Origin of the sequence: Mesorhizobium sp. KR1-2 (genome assembly GCF_040045035.1) — a bacterium.
Taxonomy (GTDB): Bacteria; Pseudomonadota; Alphaproteobacteria; order Rhizobiales; family Rhizobiaceae; genus Pseudaminobacter.
In genome coordinates, this window is the sequence record NZ_JBDZDS010000001.1 from 794,926 (window position 1) to 808,357 (window position 13,432).

The window sequence follows — 13,432 nt, forward strand, 5'->3', positions numbered from 1 at the left end:
CCTGTAGGTAATACAGTTTGGCAAAACTGTACCGTACTGTCTCTGGCTGCGCCAGCCACGGAGATCGATACCGCGCTCAAATAGGAGCGTGGCATGGACAAGTCTGCAAGCGGTTGGATGAACGGGTTTCTGGGCGTGCTGATCTTCAGCGGGTCATTGCCTGCCACACGCGTGGCGGTGGCGGATTTCGATCCGGTATTCCTCACCGTAGCCCGCGCCACCATTGCCGCCGTCCTGGCCCTGGTGCTGCTGGTGATCTTTCGCGAAAAGCGGCCGGCGCGCAGCGATCTCATCTCGCTCGTCGTGGTGGCGTTCGGCGTGGTGGTCGGCTTCCCGCTGCTGACGGCGCTGGCGTTGCAATTCGTCACCTCGGCCCATTCCATCGTCTTCATCGGGCTTCTGCCGCTGGCCACGGCTGTCTTCGGCGTGCTGCGCGGCGGCGAGCGGCCGCGAGCGGCCTTCTGGCTGTTTTCGTGCTTCGGCAGCGCGCTGGTGGCTGGCTTTGCGCTGACCCAGGGCTTTTCGGCATCGCCAAAGGGGGACTTGCTGATGCTGGCAGCGATCGTCGTCTGCGGCCTCGGCTATGCGGAAGGGGGGAGGCTATCGCGCAAGCTCGGCGGCTGGCAGGTCATCTCCTGGGCACTGGTGATATCGCTGCCGGTGATGGGAGCGCTGATGCTCTACACGATGCCCGCGTCCTGAGCGGGCATCGGCAGCCAGGCCTGGATCGGCCTTGGCTATGTCTCGCTGTTCAGCATGCTGATCGGCTTCATCTTCTGGTATCGCGGCCTGGCGCAGGGTGGCATTGCCGCGGTCGGGCAGTTGCAATTGCTGCAGCCCTTCTTCGGCCTGCTGCTGGCGGCCACCCTTCTGCACGAAGCGGTCGGCTGGCCGATGGTGGCGGTCACCGCAGGGGTGGTCCTGTGCGTGGCCGGGGCCCGGCGCTTCGCCACTTAACCAGAGGCGGCTAGGCGCAGGCGCGGCTCACGACCTTCAGGGCGGGCATCTTTGCCGCGCGCGCCAAAAGCCAGGCACGGGCTTCGTCGTGCGGCATCGGGAAGGCGATGGAATAGCCCTGGACCTGGTCGCAGCCGATCGACATCAGAAAATCCAGTTCCTTCTCCGTCTCGGCGCCTTCCGCGATGATGGCGATGCCGAGACCGCGCGCCAGCTCGGTGATGGCGCGCACGATCTTGGTGTTGTCGCCGTTGGCGTCGATGTTCTGCACGAAGCGGCGGTCGATCTTCAGCCGGTCGATCTCGCTCGGGCTGACATGGCTGAGCGAGGCATAGCCAGTACCGAAATCGTCGAGCTCGAGATGGACGCCAGCGGCACGAATACGCCGCAGCTTGGCGGCGATGCCGCTTTTCTCGTCATCGAGGATGACCGATTCGACGATCTCCAGCGACATCTTCTCGACCGGCAGCCCTTCCTTCTCCAGGGTCTCGAAAAGGAAGCGATCGAAATCCGCCTCGCGCAATTCGGTGCCCGATACGTTGACCGCGAGACGGCCGAATTCGATGCCTTCACGATGCCAGGCGGCGGCCTTGCGGATCGCCTTGGCGATGACGATGCGTCCGATCGCTGCCATGAGGCCGCATTTTTCGGCGACCGGGATGAACTCGCCCGGCGAGACGATGCCGCGCTCCGGATGCTGCCAGCGCACCAGCGCTTCGATGCCGGTGATGGCGTCCGTGGTCAGCGAGACCTGCGGTTGGAAGTAGACGCGGAAGGATTCCGTTGCGATAGCGCGCTTGATGTCGTTCTCCAGCCGCTTGAGGTTCTCCAGTTCAAGGCGCAGCTCTTCGGAGAACAACACGAGGCCGCCGCCGCTCTTCTTGGCGGAGTAGAGCGCCTGGTCCGAATGCAAGAGCAGGTCATCGGCGTTGTCAGCGTCGACCGGGTAGACGGCGACGCCGGCGCTGGCGGCGGGATGGATGGTGGTGCCCTGGTGAATGACCGGCTGACTGAGCCGCCCCAGGATGCGCTGGACGACCGCATTGATGTCTTCCGTGGTGCCGGCGCCGGAAAGCACGACCACGAATTCGTCGCCACCAAGGCGCACGCAAAGGTCCGACGCGCGGCAGGAGGCCCGGATGCGCTGGGCCGCTGCCACCAGGACCCGGTCGCCGGCGGCGTGGCCGAGCGAATCGTTGATCTGCTTGAAGCGCTCGAGATCGAACTGAACCACGGCCAGCCGCTCGCCCCGTCGCTTCGCATTATCGATCAGCGTCCCGAAGTGGTCGGTCAGGAAGGCCCGGTTGTGCAGGCCGGTCAGCCCGTCATGCACGGCGATGAAGGCCATCGAGTTGCGCGCCTCGACCAGTTCGCGGGTCTTGCGGAGGATCATCTTCGACATCGGTCGGAAGATGAAAACCGCGATCAGGACGATCGCGCCTAGGATGGCGTAGAACAGTGTCCTGTGCCGGTCGAGCATGGCCGTGACACGTTGGTTGGCTTGCGCTTCGATGCGGTCGCCAAGGGCCGAGTAGCCGGCGAGAGCCGCGCTGGCGATGGAGTTGTCGAGGCGCACGCGCTCCAGGCCGGCCTTGTAGCCCGACGACGAGGTGCCGGTGCCCAGCTGCGACTCGAAGGCAGAGAGGAAGCGCCAGCCATTGGCCGCAAGCTGCGTCGAGAAATAGTCCAGGTGGTAGGGCTTGGCGAAAAGCACGCTTTCCAGCGTCGTCGGGTCCAGGGTCTCCGAGGAGTCCGGGCTTGCCTCCAGCCGCTTCAGCATGCGGTCGTAGGATTGCTCGAACTCGGTGTTGGCGGCGCGAAGGGCCATAAGAATGGGGGGCTGTTCCTCGCGCGGCACGGAATTTGCCGCGTTGGTGAGGAAGACCACCCGCTGCGAAAGCGCCTTCTGGGTGCTTATCATCTCAAGCAGGGCCTGGTCGCGCTGCTGCGCCGCTATCATCTGCTGCAGCAGGGAAAACGAGGTCATGGCCATGGCCACGACGATCAGGAGCGCGCCCCAGTACGCGCTTTTGATCAGCAGCATGAGCCTTTCCGAACCGGAATCGACCTGTCGCGACATGTCCCGGATGCTCCCTCGATCCACGATGTCTTTTCAGGAAGATATCGTGACGGCTTAGGGGTTAACGCTTGTAAAATGTGTCGTGTGGCGAGGAGCCGCGCCCGGTCGGGAATTGCGAAAAAGGTTACTGCCCCGTTAGGTCAGCGCAGAGTATTCTTTCCTTTCGCGACATTTGGCCGTTAAAAGCCTTTTGCCCTCACGCACGATCCGCGCTAGAGTGATATTTCAAGCTTCAAACAAATCTGGAAAACGTCATGAACATCGAAAACAAGGCGAGCGCCGTCGCCAGCTTCGTCTGGGATGATCCCTTCCTGCTCGAAGGCCAGCTGACCGAGGAAGAGCGCATGATCCGCGACGCGGCTGCCGCCTTCGCCGCCGACAAGCTCGCGCCGCGGATCGAGGAAGCCTATCTGGACGAAAAGACCGATCCGGCGATTTTCCGTGAAATGGGCGAGGCGGGCCTGCTCGGCGTCACCGTTCCGGAGGAATATGGCGGCCTCGGCGCCAACTATGTCACCTACGGCCTCATCGCGCGCGAGGTCGAGCGCGTCGATTCGGGCTACCGCTCGATGATGAGCGTGCAGTCGTCGCTGGTCATGTACCCGATCTACGCTTACGGCTCGGAAGAGCAGCGGAAAAAGTACCTGCCCAAGCTGGCCTCGGGCGAGTGGATCGGTTGCTTCGGCTTGACCGAGCCGGATGCCGGTTCCGACCCGGGCGGCATGAAGACGCGCGCCGAGAAGACGGCCAACGGCTACAAGATTTCCGGCTCCAAGATGTGGATCTCCAACGCGCCGATCGCCGACGTGTTCGTGGTCTGGGCCAAGGTGAAGGGTGAGGACGGCAAGGACGTCATCCGCGGCTTCGTGCTGGAAAAGGGCATGAAGGGCCTTTCCGCGCCGAAGATCGGCGGCAAGCTCAGCCTGCGCGCCTCGATCACCGGCGAGATCGTCATGGACGGCGTGGAAGTGGGCGAGGATGCGCTGCTGCCCAACGTTTCCGGCCTGAAGGGTCCGTTCGGCTGCCTCAACCGCGCGCGCTACGGCATTTCCTGGGGCGTCATGGGCGCTGCCGAAGACTGCTGGCACCGCGCCCGCCAGTACGGCCTGGACCGCAAGCAGTTCGGCAAGCCGCTGGCGGCCACCCAGCTGTTCCAGAAGAAGCTCGCCGACATGCAGACGGAAATCGCGCTCGGCCTGCAAGGCTCGCTGCGCGTCGGCCGCCTGATGGACGAGCACAAGTTCGCGCCGGAGATGATCAGCCTCGTGAAGCGCAACAATTGCGGTAAGGCGCTCGACATCGCTCGTCAGGCCCGCGACATGCACGGCGGCAACGGCATCCAGATCGGCTACCACGTCATGCGCCACGCGCAGAACCTGGAGACGGTCAATACCTATGAGGGCACGCACGACGTGCACGCGCTGATCCTGGGCCGCGCCCAGACCGGCATCCAGGCGTTCTTCTGAGCGTCTTCAGCTTCTTAGTGGGCCGCCGTTGCAGTAGTGCACCGGCGGCCTTTTCTTTGGGGCGGATTCCGCAAGGGTCGGACCGCTGTTGAGCGGTCGCGGTAACCTGCCTTGCAATCGGCCACGTCAACGGAAGCGGCAGCCGGGCGTTTCGCTTTTATGATAGCTCCGGCCTTTCGGCGCTGAAGCCGAGTTCCTCCACCAGGGAGAGGATTTGCCCCCGCAACCAACGGTGAGGCTTCTCATCGTTGTGGCGTGCGTGCCAGTACATCTTGATCTCGGGCACCTCGATATCGATCGGCGGCTGGTAGACCGCAAGCCGCATGTCTTCCGCCACAGCGTCGGCAAACTGGGTGGGCACCGTCGCGATCAGCCTGCCATGCGCCACGGCCAGCGCCACCGCCTGAAAATGGGGCAGGGCAAGCTGAATGAAGCGCTTTCGCCCGATGGCTGCAAGGGCGCGATCGGTGAAGCCGGTCATACCGCCATCCGCCGAGCGGATCGCGTGTGGAAGCGCGCAGAACAGGTCGAGCGGGATCGCACCTCCCGGCGGTACGGCGGCGGACTCCAGATGGGCATGGCCGCGCGCGGCAATCACCACGAAGGGCGACCGGAAGAGGAGGGTGCTTTCAACCCATTCCGGCACGTCGAGCGGCCGCTCCAACGCCATGTCGATGGCATCGTCCAGCAATAGCCTGGAAATGTCGCCGCGTGCACTGTCGAGAAAGCGGAACGCAACGTGCGGCGCAGCTTCGGCGATCCGCGAAGCCAGTTCCGGCATCAGGAACATCGAAAAGAAATCGGCGCCGAGCAGGGTAAACACCCGCTCCAGCCTTGCCGGTTCGAAATGGCGGTCGGCCTCGAACATCCGTGCGATCTCGGCAAGGGCGGTGCGGACTGGTTCCGCCAGGCTTTCCGCGCGCGGTGTCGGGAGCATGTCGTTGCCCTGACGAACGAAAAGCTGGTCGTTCAAGGCATGGCGCAGTCGGTTGAGCGCGGCGCTGACGGCGGGCTGGCTCAGCCCTATGCGTTCGCCGGCTCGGGTAACGCTCCTTTCCCTGAGGAGCGCATCGAGTACACGGATGAGATTGAGGTCCAGCGCATTCAAATTCATGCAGCTTATAGGCCCAATACGATCATTCGATTTCATGTAGCGCCCGAGCGCCGCTAGAGGTTCGCGCATTCGACGCGCGGCGTCGAGAGCGATCGGCAAAAGCCGGATTGTTTCAACAGCAGATACAGCTTCGAAGCCCGTCAGCGCGGACGGGCACAGCAGACTGCTGTCTGCTGATGCCGGGGCTGTCAGCGGATCATGAAGGAAAAACGGGAATGAAACATACGATCATGGGAAAAGCAGGCGAACTTCTGTGGTTCACCGACACGCTTGTCACCATCCGCCTGCCCGCCGGGGCGGGTGCCGACGGAATCAGCGTCATTGAGCATCGCATGCCCTACGGCTCGTCGCCGCCGCTGCACATTCACCGCAACGAGGACGAGGTGTTCCATATCCTGGAGGGCACCATGCGTTTCAACGTTGCCGGCAAGCAACTCGTCGCCCAGGCCGGCCAGACCGTGCTGGCGCCGAAGGGCATTGCGCACACCTACAGAGTCGACTCTGCAGCCGGAGCACGTTGCCTGACGGTCACGACCCGCGGCGATTTCGAGAAGATGGTGCGTGAAGTGAGCAGGGCTGCGCCGGCAGCCGAAATGCCGCCGCGGGCAGCCCCGACCCCGGAAGTCATTGCAGCGCTGACAGAAGCCTGCGCCAGGAATGGCATCGACATCGTCGGCGCCCCGCTGAACTGATGCCCTGAGTGGGCCGCTTCCAAGCAGCGGCCCACGGTGCCGGCCTCGTAGTGGCCGAAGTGGCAGCCGGGACTATTTCGTCGTCGACTGGAACTTGCTCATCAGATAGGGGCCCGAGAGCACAGGCTGGTACTTCGGCTCCTCGCCGGGTGCGAGGCATTGCTCGAGGCAGACGATCTCGGCATCCCAGTTGGGCTGATGGAAGAAGGCCAGCGACTGGCGCCGGTCCATGCCGCCGTCTTCCGGCGAGGGGTTCACCACGCGGTGCATGGTGGAGACCCAGCGGTCGTTCGTCCACAGCGCCATCAGGTCGCCGATGTTGATGACGAAGGCGCCGGGCACCGGCGGCACCGGGGTCCAGTTGCCATCGGGCGTGATGAGCTCCAACCCCTTCGAGCCTTCCTGCGGCAGCAGGATGGTCAGGCTGCCATAGTCGGTGTGGGCGCCGGCGCGCAGCTGGCCGGGCTTGGGCGGCACGGTCTGCTCAGGATAGTTGAGCGCGCGCAGGGCGCTGATCGGCGCGTCGATGAAGCGGTCGAAATAGTCCTCCGGCAGCTTTAGGGCGACGGCGAACAGCCGCATGATGCGTGCCGCCAGGTCTTCGAGCGCGGTGTAGTAGGCCTTCCAGGCGTCGACAAAACCTTCCGGCGCCTGCGGCCAGATCGTCGGCGCATAGCAGAAGGCCAGCGCGTCCTTGTCGGTCATGCCTTCGGGCGTGCGCTGCGGGCCGCCGTTGAAGCTCTCCTTGAGGTCCGGCGGGCTATCGACGTCGCGCGACCTGGCCAGCGCTTCGAGTTCCGGCCCGAGATAACCGTAAGGATAGCCCTTGTAGGGGGCTTTCGACTTCTGCTTTTCCTCCGGCGGCAGGTCGAAGAAGTCGTGCGCCTTGCTCCACACCGCGTCGATCACCGCCTGCGGTACGCCGTGATTGGCGATCGCCAGGAAGCCGGTGGAGCGGCAGATGGCGTCGACCTCGGCGCCCAGCCTTTGCCGTTCGGCTGGATCAGCCTGCTCGAATTGCCCGAGGTCGAATACCGGAAACTGCCCGACGGCCATTGCAAACTCCACTGCATTAAAGTCGCGGCGATCCTAGTCATCGGGCGGCGTGCAATCCAGCTGCCTCCTGCGGAATCCGTTGAATGATCCACCGTGCCGGGTCGTATTTCGGGTAGCTTTTCGTCGCGCTTGCCGCCACAGTCGAGCGATCTCCAACAAGGCGAGACGGCGATGAGTGAAACATTCCTTTCCCATCTCGAGGCAGAGATTTCCGGGCTCAGATCCGCGGGGCTCTACAAATCCGAGCGGATAATCAGCTCGCCCCAGTCGGCCGAGATCGAGGTCGGCGACCGGACGCTGCTCAATTTCTGCGCCAACAATTATCTCGGCCTGGCAGACAGCACTGCGCTGCGCGATGCCGCCAAGGCCTCTCTCGACCGCTATGGCTACGGCATGGCCTCGGTGCGCTTCATCTGCGGTACGCAGGAAGAGCACAAGGAACTGGAAGCGCAGCTTTCCTCGTTCCTCGGCATGGAGGACACGATCCTCTACTCCTCCTGCTTCGACGCCAATGCCGGCCTGTTCGAAACGCTGCTGTCCGACGAGGACGCCGTCATCTCGGATGCACTCAACCACGCCTCCATCATCGATGGCGTGCGTCTGTCGAAGGCCAGGCGCCTGCGCTACGCTAACAACGACATGGCCGACCTCGAGGAGCGGCTGAAGGAGGCGCAGGACTGCCGCTTCCGGCTGATCGCTACTGACGGCGTCTTTTCGATGGACGGCATCATCGCCAACCTGCCGGGCATCTGCGACCTCGCCGAGAAATACGACGCGATGGTGATGGTGGATGACAGCCACGCCGTGGGCTTCGTCGGCAAGCATGGGCGCGGAACGCCCGAATATTGCGGCGTCGAGGACAGGGTGGACATTCTCACCGGCACGCTCGGCAAGGCCCTGGGCGGCGCCTCCGGTGGCTACACCTCAGGTCGGCGGCAGGTGGTGGACTGGCTTCGTCAGCGCTCGAGGCCCTATCTGTTCTCCAATACGCTGGCGCCGATGATCGCAGGCGCGTCGCTGAAGGTGCTGGAGCTGATCGCCGGCGGCGAGGCGTTGCGCGAAAGGCTCTACGCCAATGCGGCCCGGTTCCGCACGGGCATGTCCAAGCTCGGCTTCACGCTTGCCGGCGCCAATCATCCGATCATCCCGGTCATGCTGGGCGACGCCGCGCTTGCGCAGGAGATGGCGCAAAGGCTTCTCGACCACGGCATCTACGTGATCGGCTTTTCGTTCCCCGTGGTGCCGAAGGGGCAGGCGCGCATCCGCACGCAGATGTCGGCGGCGCATTCGGCCGAGGACATCGATCGGGCCGTTGCGGCATTCGGCGTGGTTGGGCGCCAACTCGGCGTCATTTCCTGACCTGCGGTCTGACATTACATTGACGTTTTCCGGAAGAAGGATTCCGGATCAACGGTTTCGAGGAACAAGATCATGTCGAACATGATGCGCGCGCTGGTGAAGGCCAAGGCCGAACCGGGCATCTGGATGGAAGAGGTGCCGGTGCCCGAGGTCGGCCCCAACGACGTGCTGATAAAGGTGCGCAAATCCGCTATCTGCGGCACCGACGTGCACATCTACAACTGGGACCAGTGGGCACAGAAGACCGTGCCGGTGCCGATGGTCACCGGTCACGAATTCGTCGGTACGGTGGCCGATTTCGGCCCCGGCGTTAACGACTACAAGGTCGGCCAGCGCGTGTCCGGCGAAGGCCACATCGTCTGCGGCCATTGCCGCAACTGCCGCGCGGGGCGCGGGCACCTGTGCCGCAACACGCTGGGGGTCGGCGTGAACCGGCCGGGCTCGTTTGCCGAATATGTCGTGCTGCCGCAGCAAAATGTGGTGCCGATCCCCGACGACGTTCCCGACGAGATCGCGGCGATCTTCGACCCGCTCGGCAATGCCGTGCACACCGCGCTCTCCTTCGATCTGGTGGGCGAGGATGTGCTGGTCACCGGCGCAGGCCCCATCGGCATCATGGGCGCGCTGGTGGCGCAGTGCGTGGGTGCGCGAAAAGTCGTCATCACCGACATCAACCCGGCGCGTCTGGATCTGGCGCGGAAGCTTGGCGTGCATCATGTGGTCGATGCCTCCAAGGAAACGCTGCGCGACGTCATGCGCGAGGAGGGCATGACCGAAGGTTTTGACGTAGGCCTCGAAATGTCGGGCTCGGCGGTCGCCTTCCGCGACATGATCGACACCATGAACAATGGCGGCAAGATAGCTATCCTCGGTATCGCCCCGACCGGCTTCGAGATCGACTGGAACAAGGTCATCTTCAAGATGCTGCATCTCAAGGGCATTTACGGTCGCGAGATGTTCGAGACCTGGTACAAGATGATCGCGCTCGTGCAGGGCCCGCTCGACGTATCTGGCCTGATCACCCACCGCATCGGCATCGACGATTTCCAGCTGGGCTTCGATGCGATGCGGAGCGGAAGCTCCGGCAAGGTGGTGATGGATTGGTAAGAGGCGCGGGTTTCGGTCTAAGTTTCCGACGGATCGAGGCTCAGGACGGATTGCAGCGCATGCAATCCGCCTAGCAGCGCATCCCGTTCCTTCGCGCCGAGCTTGCCGAGAAGCTCCCGCTCGAACGCTTTCGCCAGCGGCACCATCTCGCGATAGGCGGTAAGCCCGGCCTTGGTCAGCGCCAGATGCTCGATGCGCCGGTCGGCTGGATCGGGCGTGCGGGTCAGCCATTTGCGCTCCTCGAGCGCGGCCACCGCGCGCGAAACCTTGGTTTTGTGCATGGCCGAATGCGTGCCGATGGCCGTCGCCGTCATGGAGCCGTATTGGCCAAGCGTGGCAAAGGTGCGCCATTCGGGTCGCGTCAGGCCGTGGCGGTCGCGATAGGTCTTGGCGAATTCGCGGCTGACGGCCTCGGCCAGCCGGTTCAGCCGGTAGGGCAGGAACTGTTCCAGGGGGAGGATTTCCGGCTGCATCGCACTATTTCCTGATGGCCCGGCCTTTCCTGCATCTTTTCGCTCGAATATCGGCCGGGTGCCGCTTGTCATCGTAGGCCGTTGCAGGTTGGCCACGACGCGTTGATGGTTACATTTTCAATGGTTACAGATGTAACAAATAAGCGTCAATCACGGGAGGATGCCATGGCCATTTCCTACATGCCCGGCTTCGGCAACGATTTCGAAACCGAAAGCCTGCCTGGCGCCCTGCCTCAGGGGCGCAACTCGCCGCAAAGGCCCGCCTACGGGCTTTATGCCGAGCAGCTGTCAGGCTCCCCTTTCACCGCGCCGCGCGGCGCCAATGAGCGTTCCTGGCTCTACCGCATCCGGCCGAGCGTGAAGCATACGGGGCGGTTCGCGGCGACCGACTATCCCCACTGGAAAAGCGCGCCGAATGTCGGCGACCATGAACTGGCGCTCGGGCAATATCGCTGGAACCCCGTGCCCGTTCCCGAGGCGCGCACCGATTTTCTCGCAGGTATCCGTACCATCACGACTGCCGGCGACGTGCTCGGACAGTCGGGCATGGCGGCCCATGTCTATGTCGCCAACGCCGACATGAAAGACGATCATTTCTTCAATGCCGACGGCGAGCTTCTCGTCGTGCCGCAGGTGGGCGGCGTCCGCTTCGTCACCGAGATGGGCGTGATGGAGATCCGCCCCGGCGAGATTTGCGTGCTGCCGCGTGGGCTCGTGTTCAAGGTCGAGCTGATCGACGGGCCGGTGCGCGGCTATGTCTGCGAAAACTACGGCGCCAAGTTCACCTTGCCGCACCGCGGGCCGATCGGCGCGAACTGCCTGGCCAATCCGCGCGACTTCAAGACGCCCGTTGCCTGGTTCGAGGAAAAGGAGACGCCGTGCAGGCTGATCGTGAAGTGGTGCGGAAAGTTCCACGTCACGGAGCTCGACCATTCGCCGCTGGACGTCGTCGCGTGGCACGGCAACTATGCGCCCTACAAATATGATCTGGCGACCTTTTCCCCTGTCGGCGCAATCCTGTTCGACCACCCGGACCCGTCGATCTTCACGGTGCTGACGGCGCCGTCGGGCGAGGAAGGCACGGCCAATGTCGATTTCGTCATCTTCCCGCCGCGCTGGCTGGTGGCGGAAAACACCTTCCGCCCGCCCTGGTACCACCGTAACATCATGAGCGAGTTCATGGGGCTGATCCACGGCCAGTACGACGCCAAGGAAGAGGGGTTTGTTCCCGGCGGCATGAGCCTGCACAACATGATGCTGGCGCATGGGCCGGATGCCCTTGGCTTCGAGAAGGCGTCGCACGTCGATCTCAAGCCGGTGAAGCTCGACAACACCATGGCCTTCATGTTCGAGACGCGCTTCCCGCAGATGCTCACGCGCTACAGCGCCGAACTCAAGACGCGCCAGGACAACTACATCGACTGCTGGAAGGACCTGAAGAAGCGTTTCAACGGCACGCCGGAAGGTGATTGGAGTTGAGGCCGCCGCAGTCTAAGCTGCGCTGATTGCGGTGCGCGGGATGCCGCAAAACCAAACGGGGGACTGATCGCTCATGAAACTGGCTACGCTGAAGAACGGTACGCGCGACGGAAAGCTGGTGGTCGTTTCGCGCGACCTGACGCGCTACAGCGATGCATCCTTTCTCGTGCCGACCTTGCAGGCCGCGCTCGACGACTGGCGGCGCATCTCCCCGCATCTGGCGGCGCTGGCGGAGTCGCTGGAGCATGGTGCGGTGCCCTCGCAGCGTTTTCACGAGCACGACACCCATTCGCCGCTGCCGCGTGCCTATCAGTGGGCGGACGGCTCGGCCTACGTCAACCACGTCGAACTGGTGCGCAAGGCACGTGGCGCGGCCATGCCGGAGAGTTTTTGGACCGACCCGCTGATGTACCAGGGCGGCTCGGATGCGTTCCTCGGCCCGCGCGATCCGATCCCGCTTGCCGACCAGACCTATGGCGCCGACATGGAAGCCGAGGTCGCCGTCATCGTCGACGACGTGCCCTTGGGTGCGAGCGTCGAAGAGGCACGTGACGCGATCCGGCTGGTCATGCTGGTCAACGACGTGTCGCTGCGCGGCCTGATCCCGGCCGAGCTCGCAAAGGGATTCGGTTTCTTCCAGTCCAAGCCCTCGTCGGCCTTTTCCCCGGTGGCGGTGACGCCGGACGAACTTGGTGACGCATGGGACGGCGGCAAGGTCAGCCTGCCTCTGAATGTCGACCTGAACGGCAAAGCCTTCGGCCGCGCCAATGCCGGGGTGGACATGACCTTCGATTTTCCGCAGCTGATCGCTCACGCCGCCAAGACGCGCCAGCTGGTAGCCGGCACCATCATCGGTTCCGGCACGGTGTCCAACAAGCTCGACGGTGGCCCAGGCAAGCCGGTGGGCGAGGGGGGCGTCGGCTACTCCTGCATTGCAGAACTGCGCACCATTGAGACCATCGAAACCGGCTCGCCAAAGACCCCGTTCCTGCATTTCGGCGACACGGTCCGCATCGAGATGAAGGACAAGGCCGGACATCACTCGATTTTCGGCGCGATCGAGCAGACCGTGCAGAAATACGAGAGCTGAGCCGCGGCCATGGATATGCTCACCCACAATCGCCAGATGGCGCGCAACAATCGCTGGTCAAACGACCGGCTCTATCGCGCCGTGCTAGCTCTCCAGCCGGGCGAGTTCGAGGCCGAGCGGGTGAGCTTCTTCCCCTCGATCAAGGAAACGCTCAACCACATCCACGAAGTGGACCTGTTCTATTTCGACATGCTGGTAGAGGGCGGCGAGGGGCGGGCGCTGTTCGATCGCTTTGTCGCCTATGACGACCCGGCAAGGCTCGCCGCCGCGCAAGCGGAGCTGGATGGAAGGCTGATCGCTTTTTGCGATGGACTCTGGCTTGCCGACCTCGACCGCCGCGTGCCGACGGACCGAGGCACGGCGGGCATCATTCCCGAAAGGATCGGCGACCTGCTGGCGCACCTCTTCGTGCACCAGACCCACCATCGGGGTCAGGTGCACGCCATGCTATCGGGCACCTCGGTGAAGCCGCCGCAACTCGATGAGTTTTTCCTGGATTTTGACCTGCGCTTCCGAAAGGAGGAGGTGGAGCGGCTCGGCCTTTAGAGGCGCAGGTCTT

At 63.7% G+C, this 13,432-nt stretch carries 11 protein-coding genes and 1 pseudogene; 8 read left to right on the plus strand and 4 right to left on the minus strand.

Annotation, left to right across the window (positions count from 1 at the left end; all coding sequences use genetic code 11):
- Positions 1–93: 93 nt before the first annotated feature.
- Positions 94–957, plus strand: a pseudogene (locus ABLE85_RS03825) (DMT family transporter).
- Positions 958–967: 10 nt separating this feature from the next.
- Here ABLE85_RS03825 and ABLE85_RS03830 read toward each other — a convergent pair.
- Positions 968–3,001: an EAL domain-containing protein gene (locus ABLE85_RS03830; protein ID WP_348791341.1), complete on the minus strand. Its 2,034-nt coding sequence runs from the start codon at positions 2,999–3,001 to the stop codon at positions 968–970.
- A 290-nt stretch (positions 3,002–3,291) separates the two neighbouring features.
- Between ABLE85_RS03830 and ABLE85_RS03835 the strand changes: the two genes are divergently transcribed.
- The gene (locus ABLE85_RS03835; RefSeq protein WP_348791342.1) at positions 3,292–4,503 is read left to right on the plus strand and encodes an acyl-CoA dehydrogenase; all 1,212 of its coding nucleotides are present in this window, start codon (positions 3,292–3,294) and stop codon (positions 4,501–4,503) included.
- Positions 4,504–4,660: 157 nt separating this feature from the next.
- On the opposite strand, the gene ABLE85_RS03840 is transcribed toward ABLE85_RS03835, so the two are convergent.
- Entirely contained in the window at positions 4,661–5,716 is a 1,056-nt protein-coding gene (locus ABLE85_RS03840; RefSeq protein WP_348791343.1) for a LysR family transcriptional regulator, read from the minus strand.
- A 116-nt stretch (positions 5,717–5,832) separates the two neighbouring features.
- On the opposite strand from ABLE85_RS03840, the gene ABLE85_RS03845 reads away from it, so the two are divergent.
- The gene (locus ABLE85_RS03845; protein ID WP_348791344.1) at positions 5,833–6,309 is read left to right on the plus strand and encodes a cupin domain-containing protein; all 477 of its coding nucleotides are present in this window, start codon (positions 5,833–5,835) and stop codon (positions 6,307–6,309) included.
- A gap of 72 nt (positions 6,310–6,381) precedes the next feature.
- Here ABLE85_RS03845 and ABLE85_RS03850 read toward each other — a convergent pair whose 3' ends face one another.
- A complete protein-coding gene (locus tag ABLE85_RS03850) occupies positions 6,382–7,365 on the minus strand; it encodes a 2-oxoglutarate and iron-dependent oxygenase domain-containing protein (RefSeq protein ID WP_348791345.1) in 984 nt (327 codons plus the stop codon).
- 171 nt (positions 7,366–7,536) lie between these two features.
- Here ABLE85_RS03850 and ABLE85_RS03855 point away from each other — a divergent pair, with 171 nt between their 5' ends.
- Both ABLE85_RS03855 and tdh read left to right on the plus strand, forming a co-directional pair.
- Positions 7,537–8,724, plus strand: coding sequence for a glycine C-acetyltransferase (locus tag ABLE85_RS03855; protein WP_348791346.1), 1,188 nt, complete (start codon positions 7,537–7,539; stop codon positions 8,722–8,724).
- Positions 8,725–8,796: 72 nt separating this feature from the next.
- Complete coding sequence (tdh, locus tag ABLE85_RS03860; protein WP_348791347.1) at positions 8,797–9,831, plus strand: L-threonine 3-dehydrogenase; 1,035 nt, start codon at positions 8,797–8,799, stop codon at positions 9,829–9,831.
- A 17-nt stretch (positions 9,832–9,848) separates the two neighbouring features.
- Here the strand turns inward: tdh and ABLE85_RS03865 are convergent, their stop codons facing one another.
- The gene (locus ABLE85_RS03865; protein WP_348791348.1) at positions 9,849–10,304 is read right to left on the minus strand and encodes a MarR family winged helix-turn-helix transcriptional regulator; all 456 of its coding nucleotides are present in this window, start codon (positions 10,302–10,304) and stop codon (positions 9,849–9,851) included.
- A gap of 165 nt (positions 10,305–10,469) precedes the next feature.
- Here ABLE85_RS03865 and hmgA point away from each other — a divergent pair, with 165 nt between their 5' ends.
- The 3 genes from hmgA to ABLE85_RS03880 all read left to right on the plus strand — a co-directional run bounded on the left by hmgA (position 10,470) and on the right by ABLE85_RS03880 (position 13,419).
- On the plus strand, positions 10,470–11,783 hold the full coding sequence (gene hmgA, locus ABLE85_RS03870; RefSeq protein WP_348791349.1) for a homogentisate 1,2-dioxygenase: 1,314 nt from the start codon (positions 10,470–10,472) through the stop codon (positions 11,781–11,783).
- A gap of 73 nt (positions 11,784–11,856) precedes the next feature.
- Entirely contained in the window at positions 11,857–12,873 is a 1,017-nt protein-coding gene (locus tag ABLE85_RS03875) for a fumarylacetoacetate hydrolase family protein (RefSeq protein WP_348791350.1), read from the plus strand.
- A gap of 9 nt (positions 12,874–12,882) precedes the next feature.
- Positions 12,883–13,419 carry a DinB family protein gene (locus ABLE85_RS03880; RefSeq protein WP_348791351.1) on the plus strand — a complete coding sequence of 179 codons (537 nt, stop codon included), beginning with the start codon at positions 12,883–12,885 and terminating at the stop codon, positions 13,417–13,419.
- Positions 13,420–13,432: the final 13 nt, after the last annotated feature.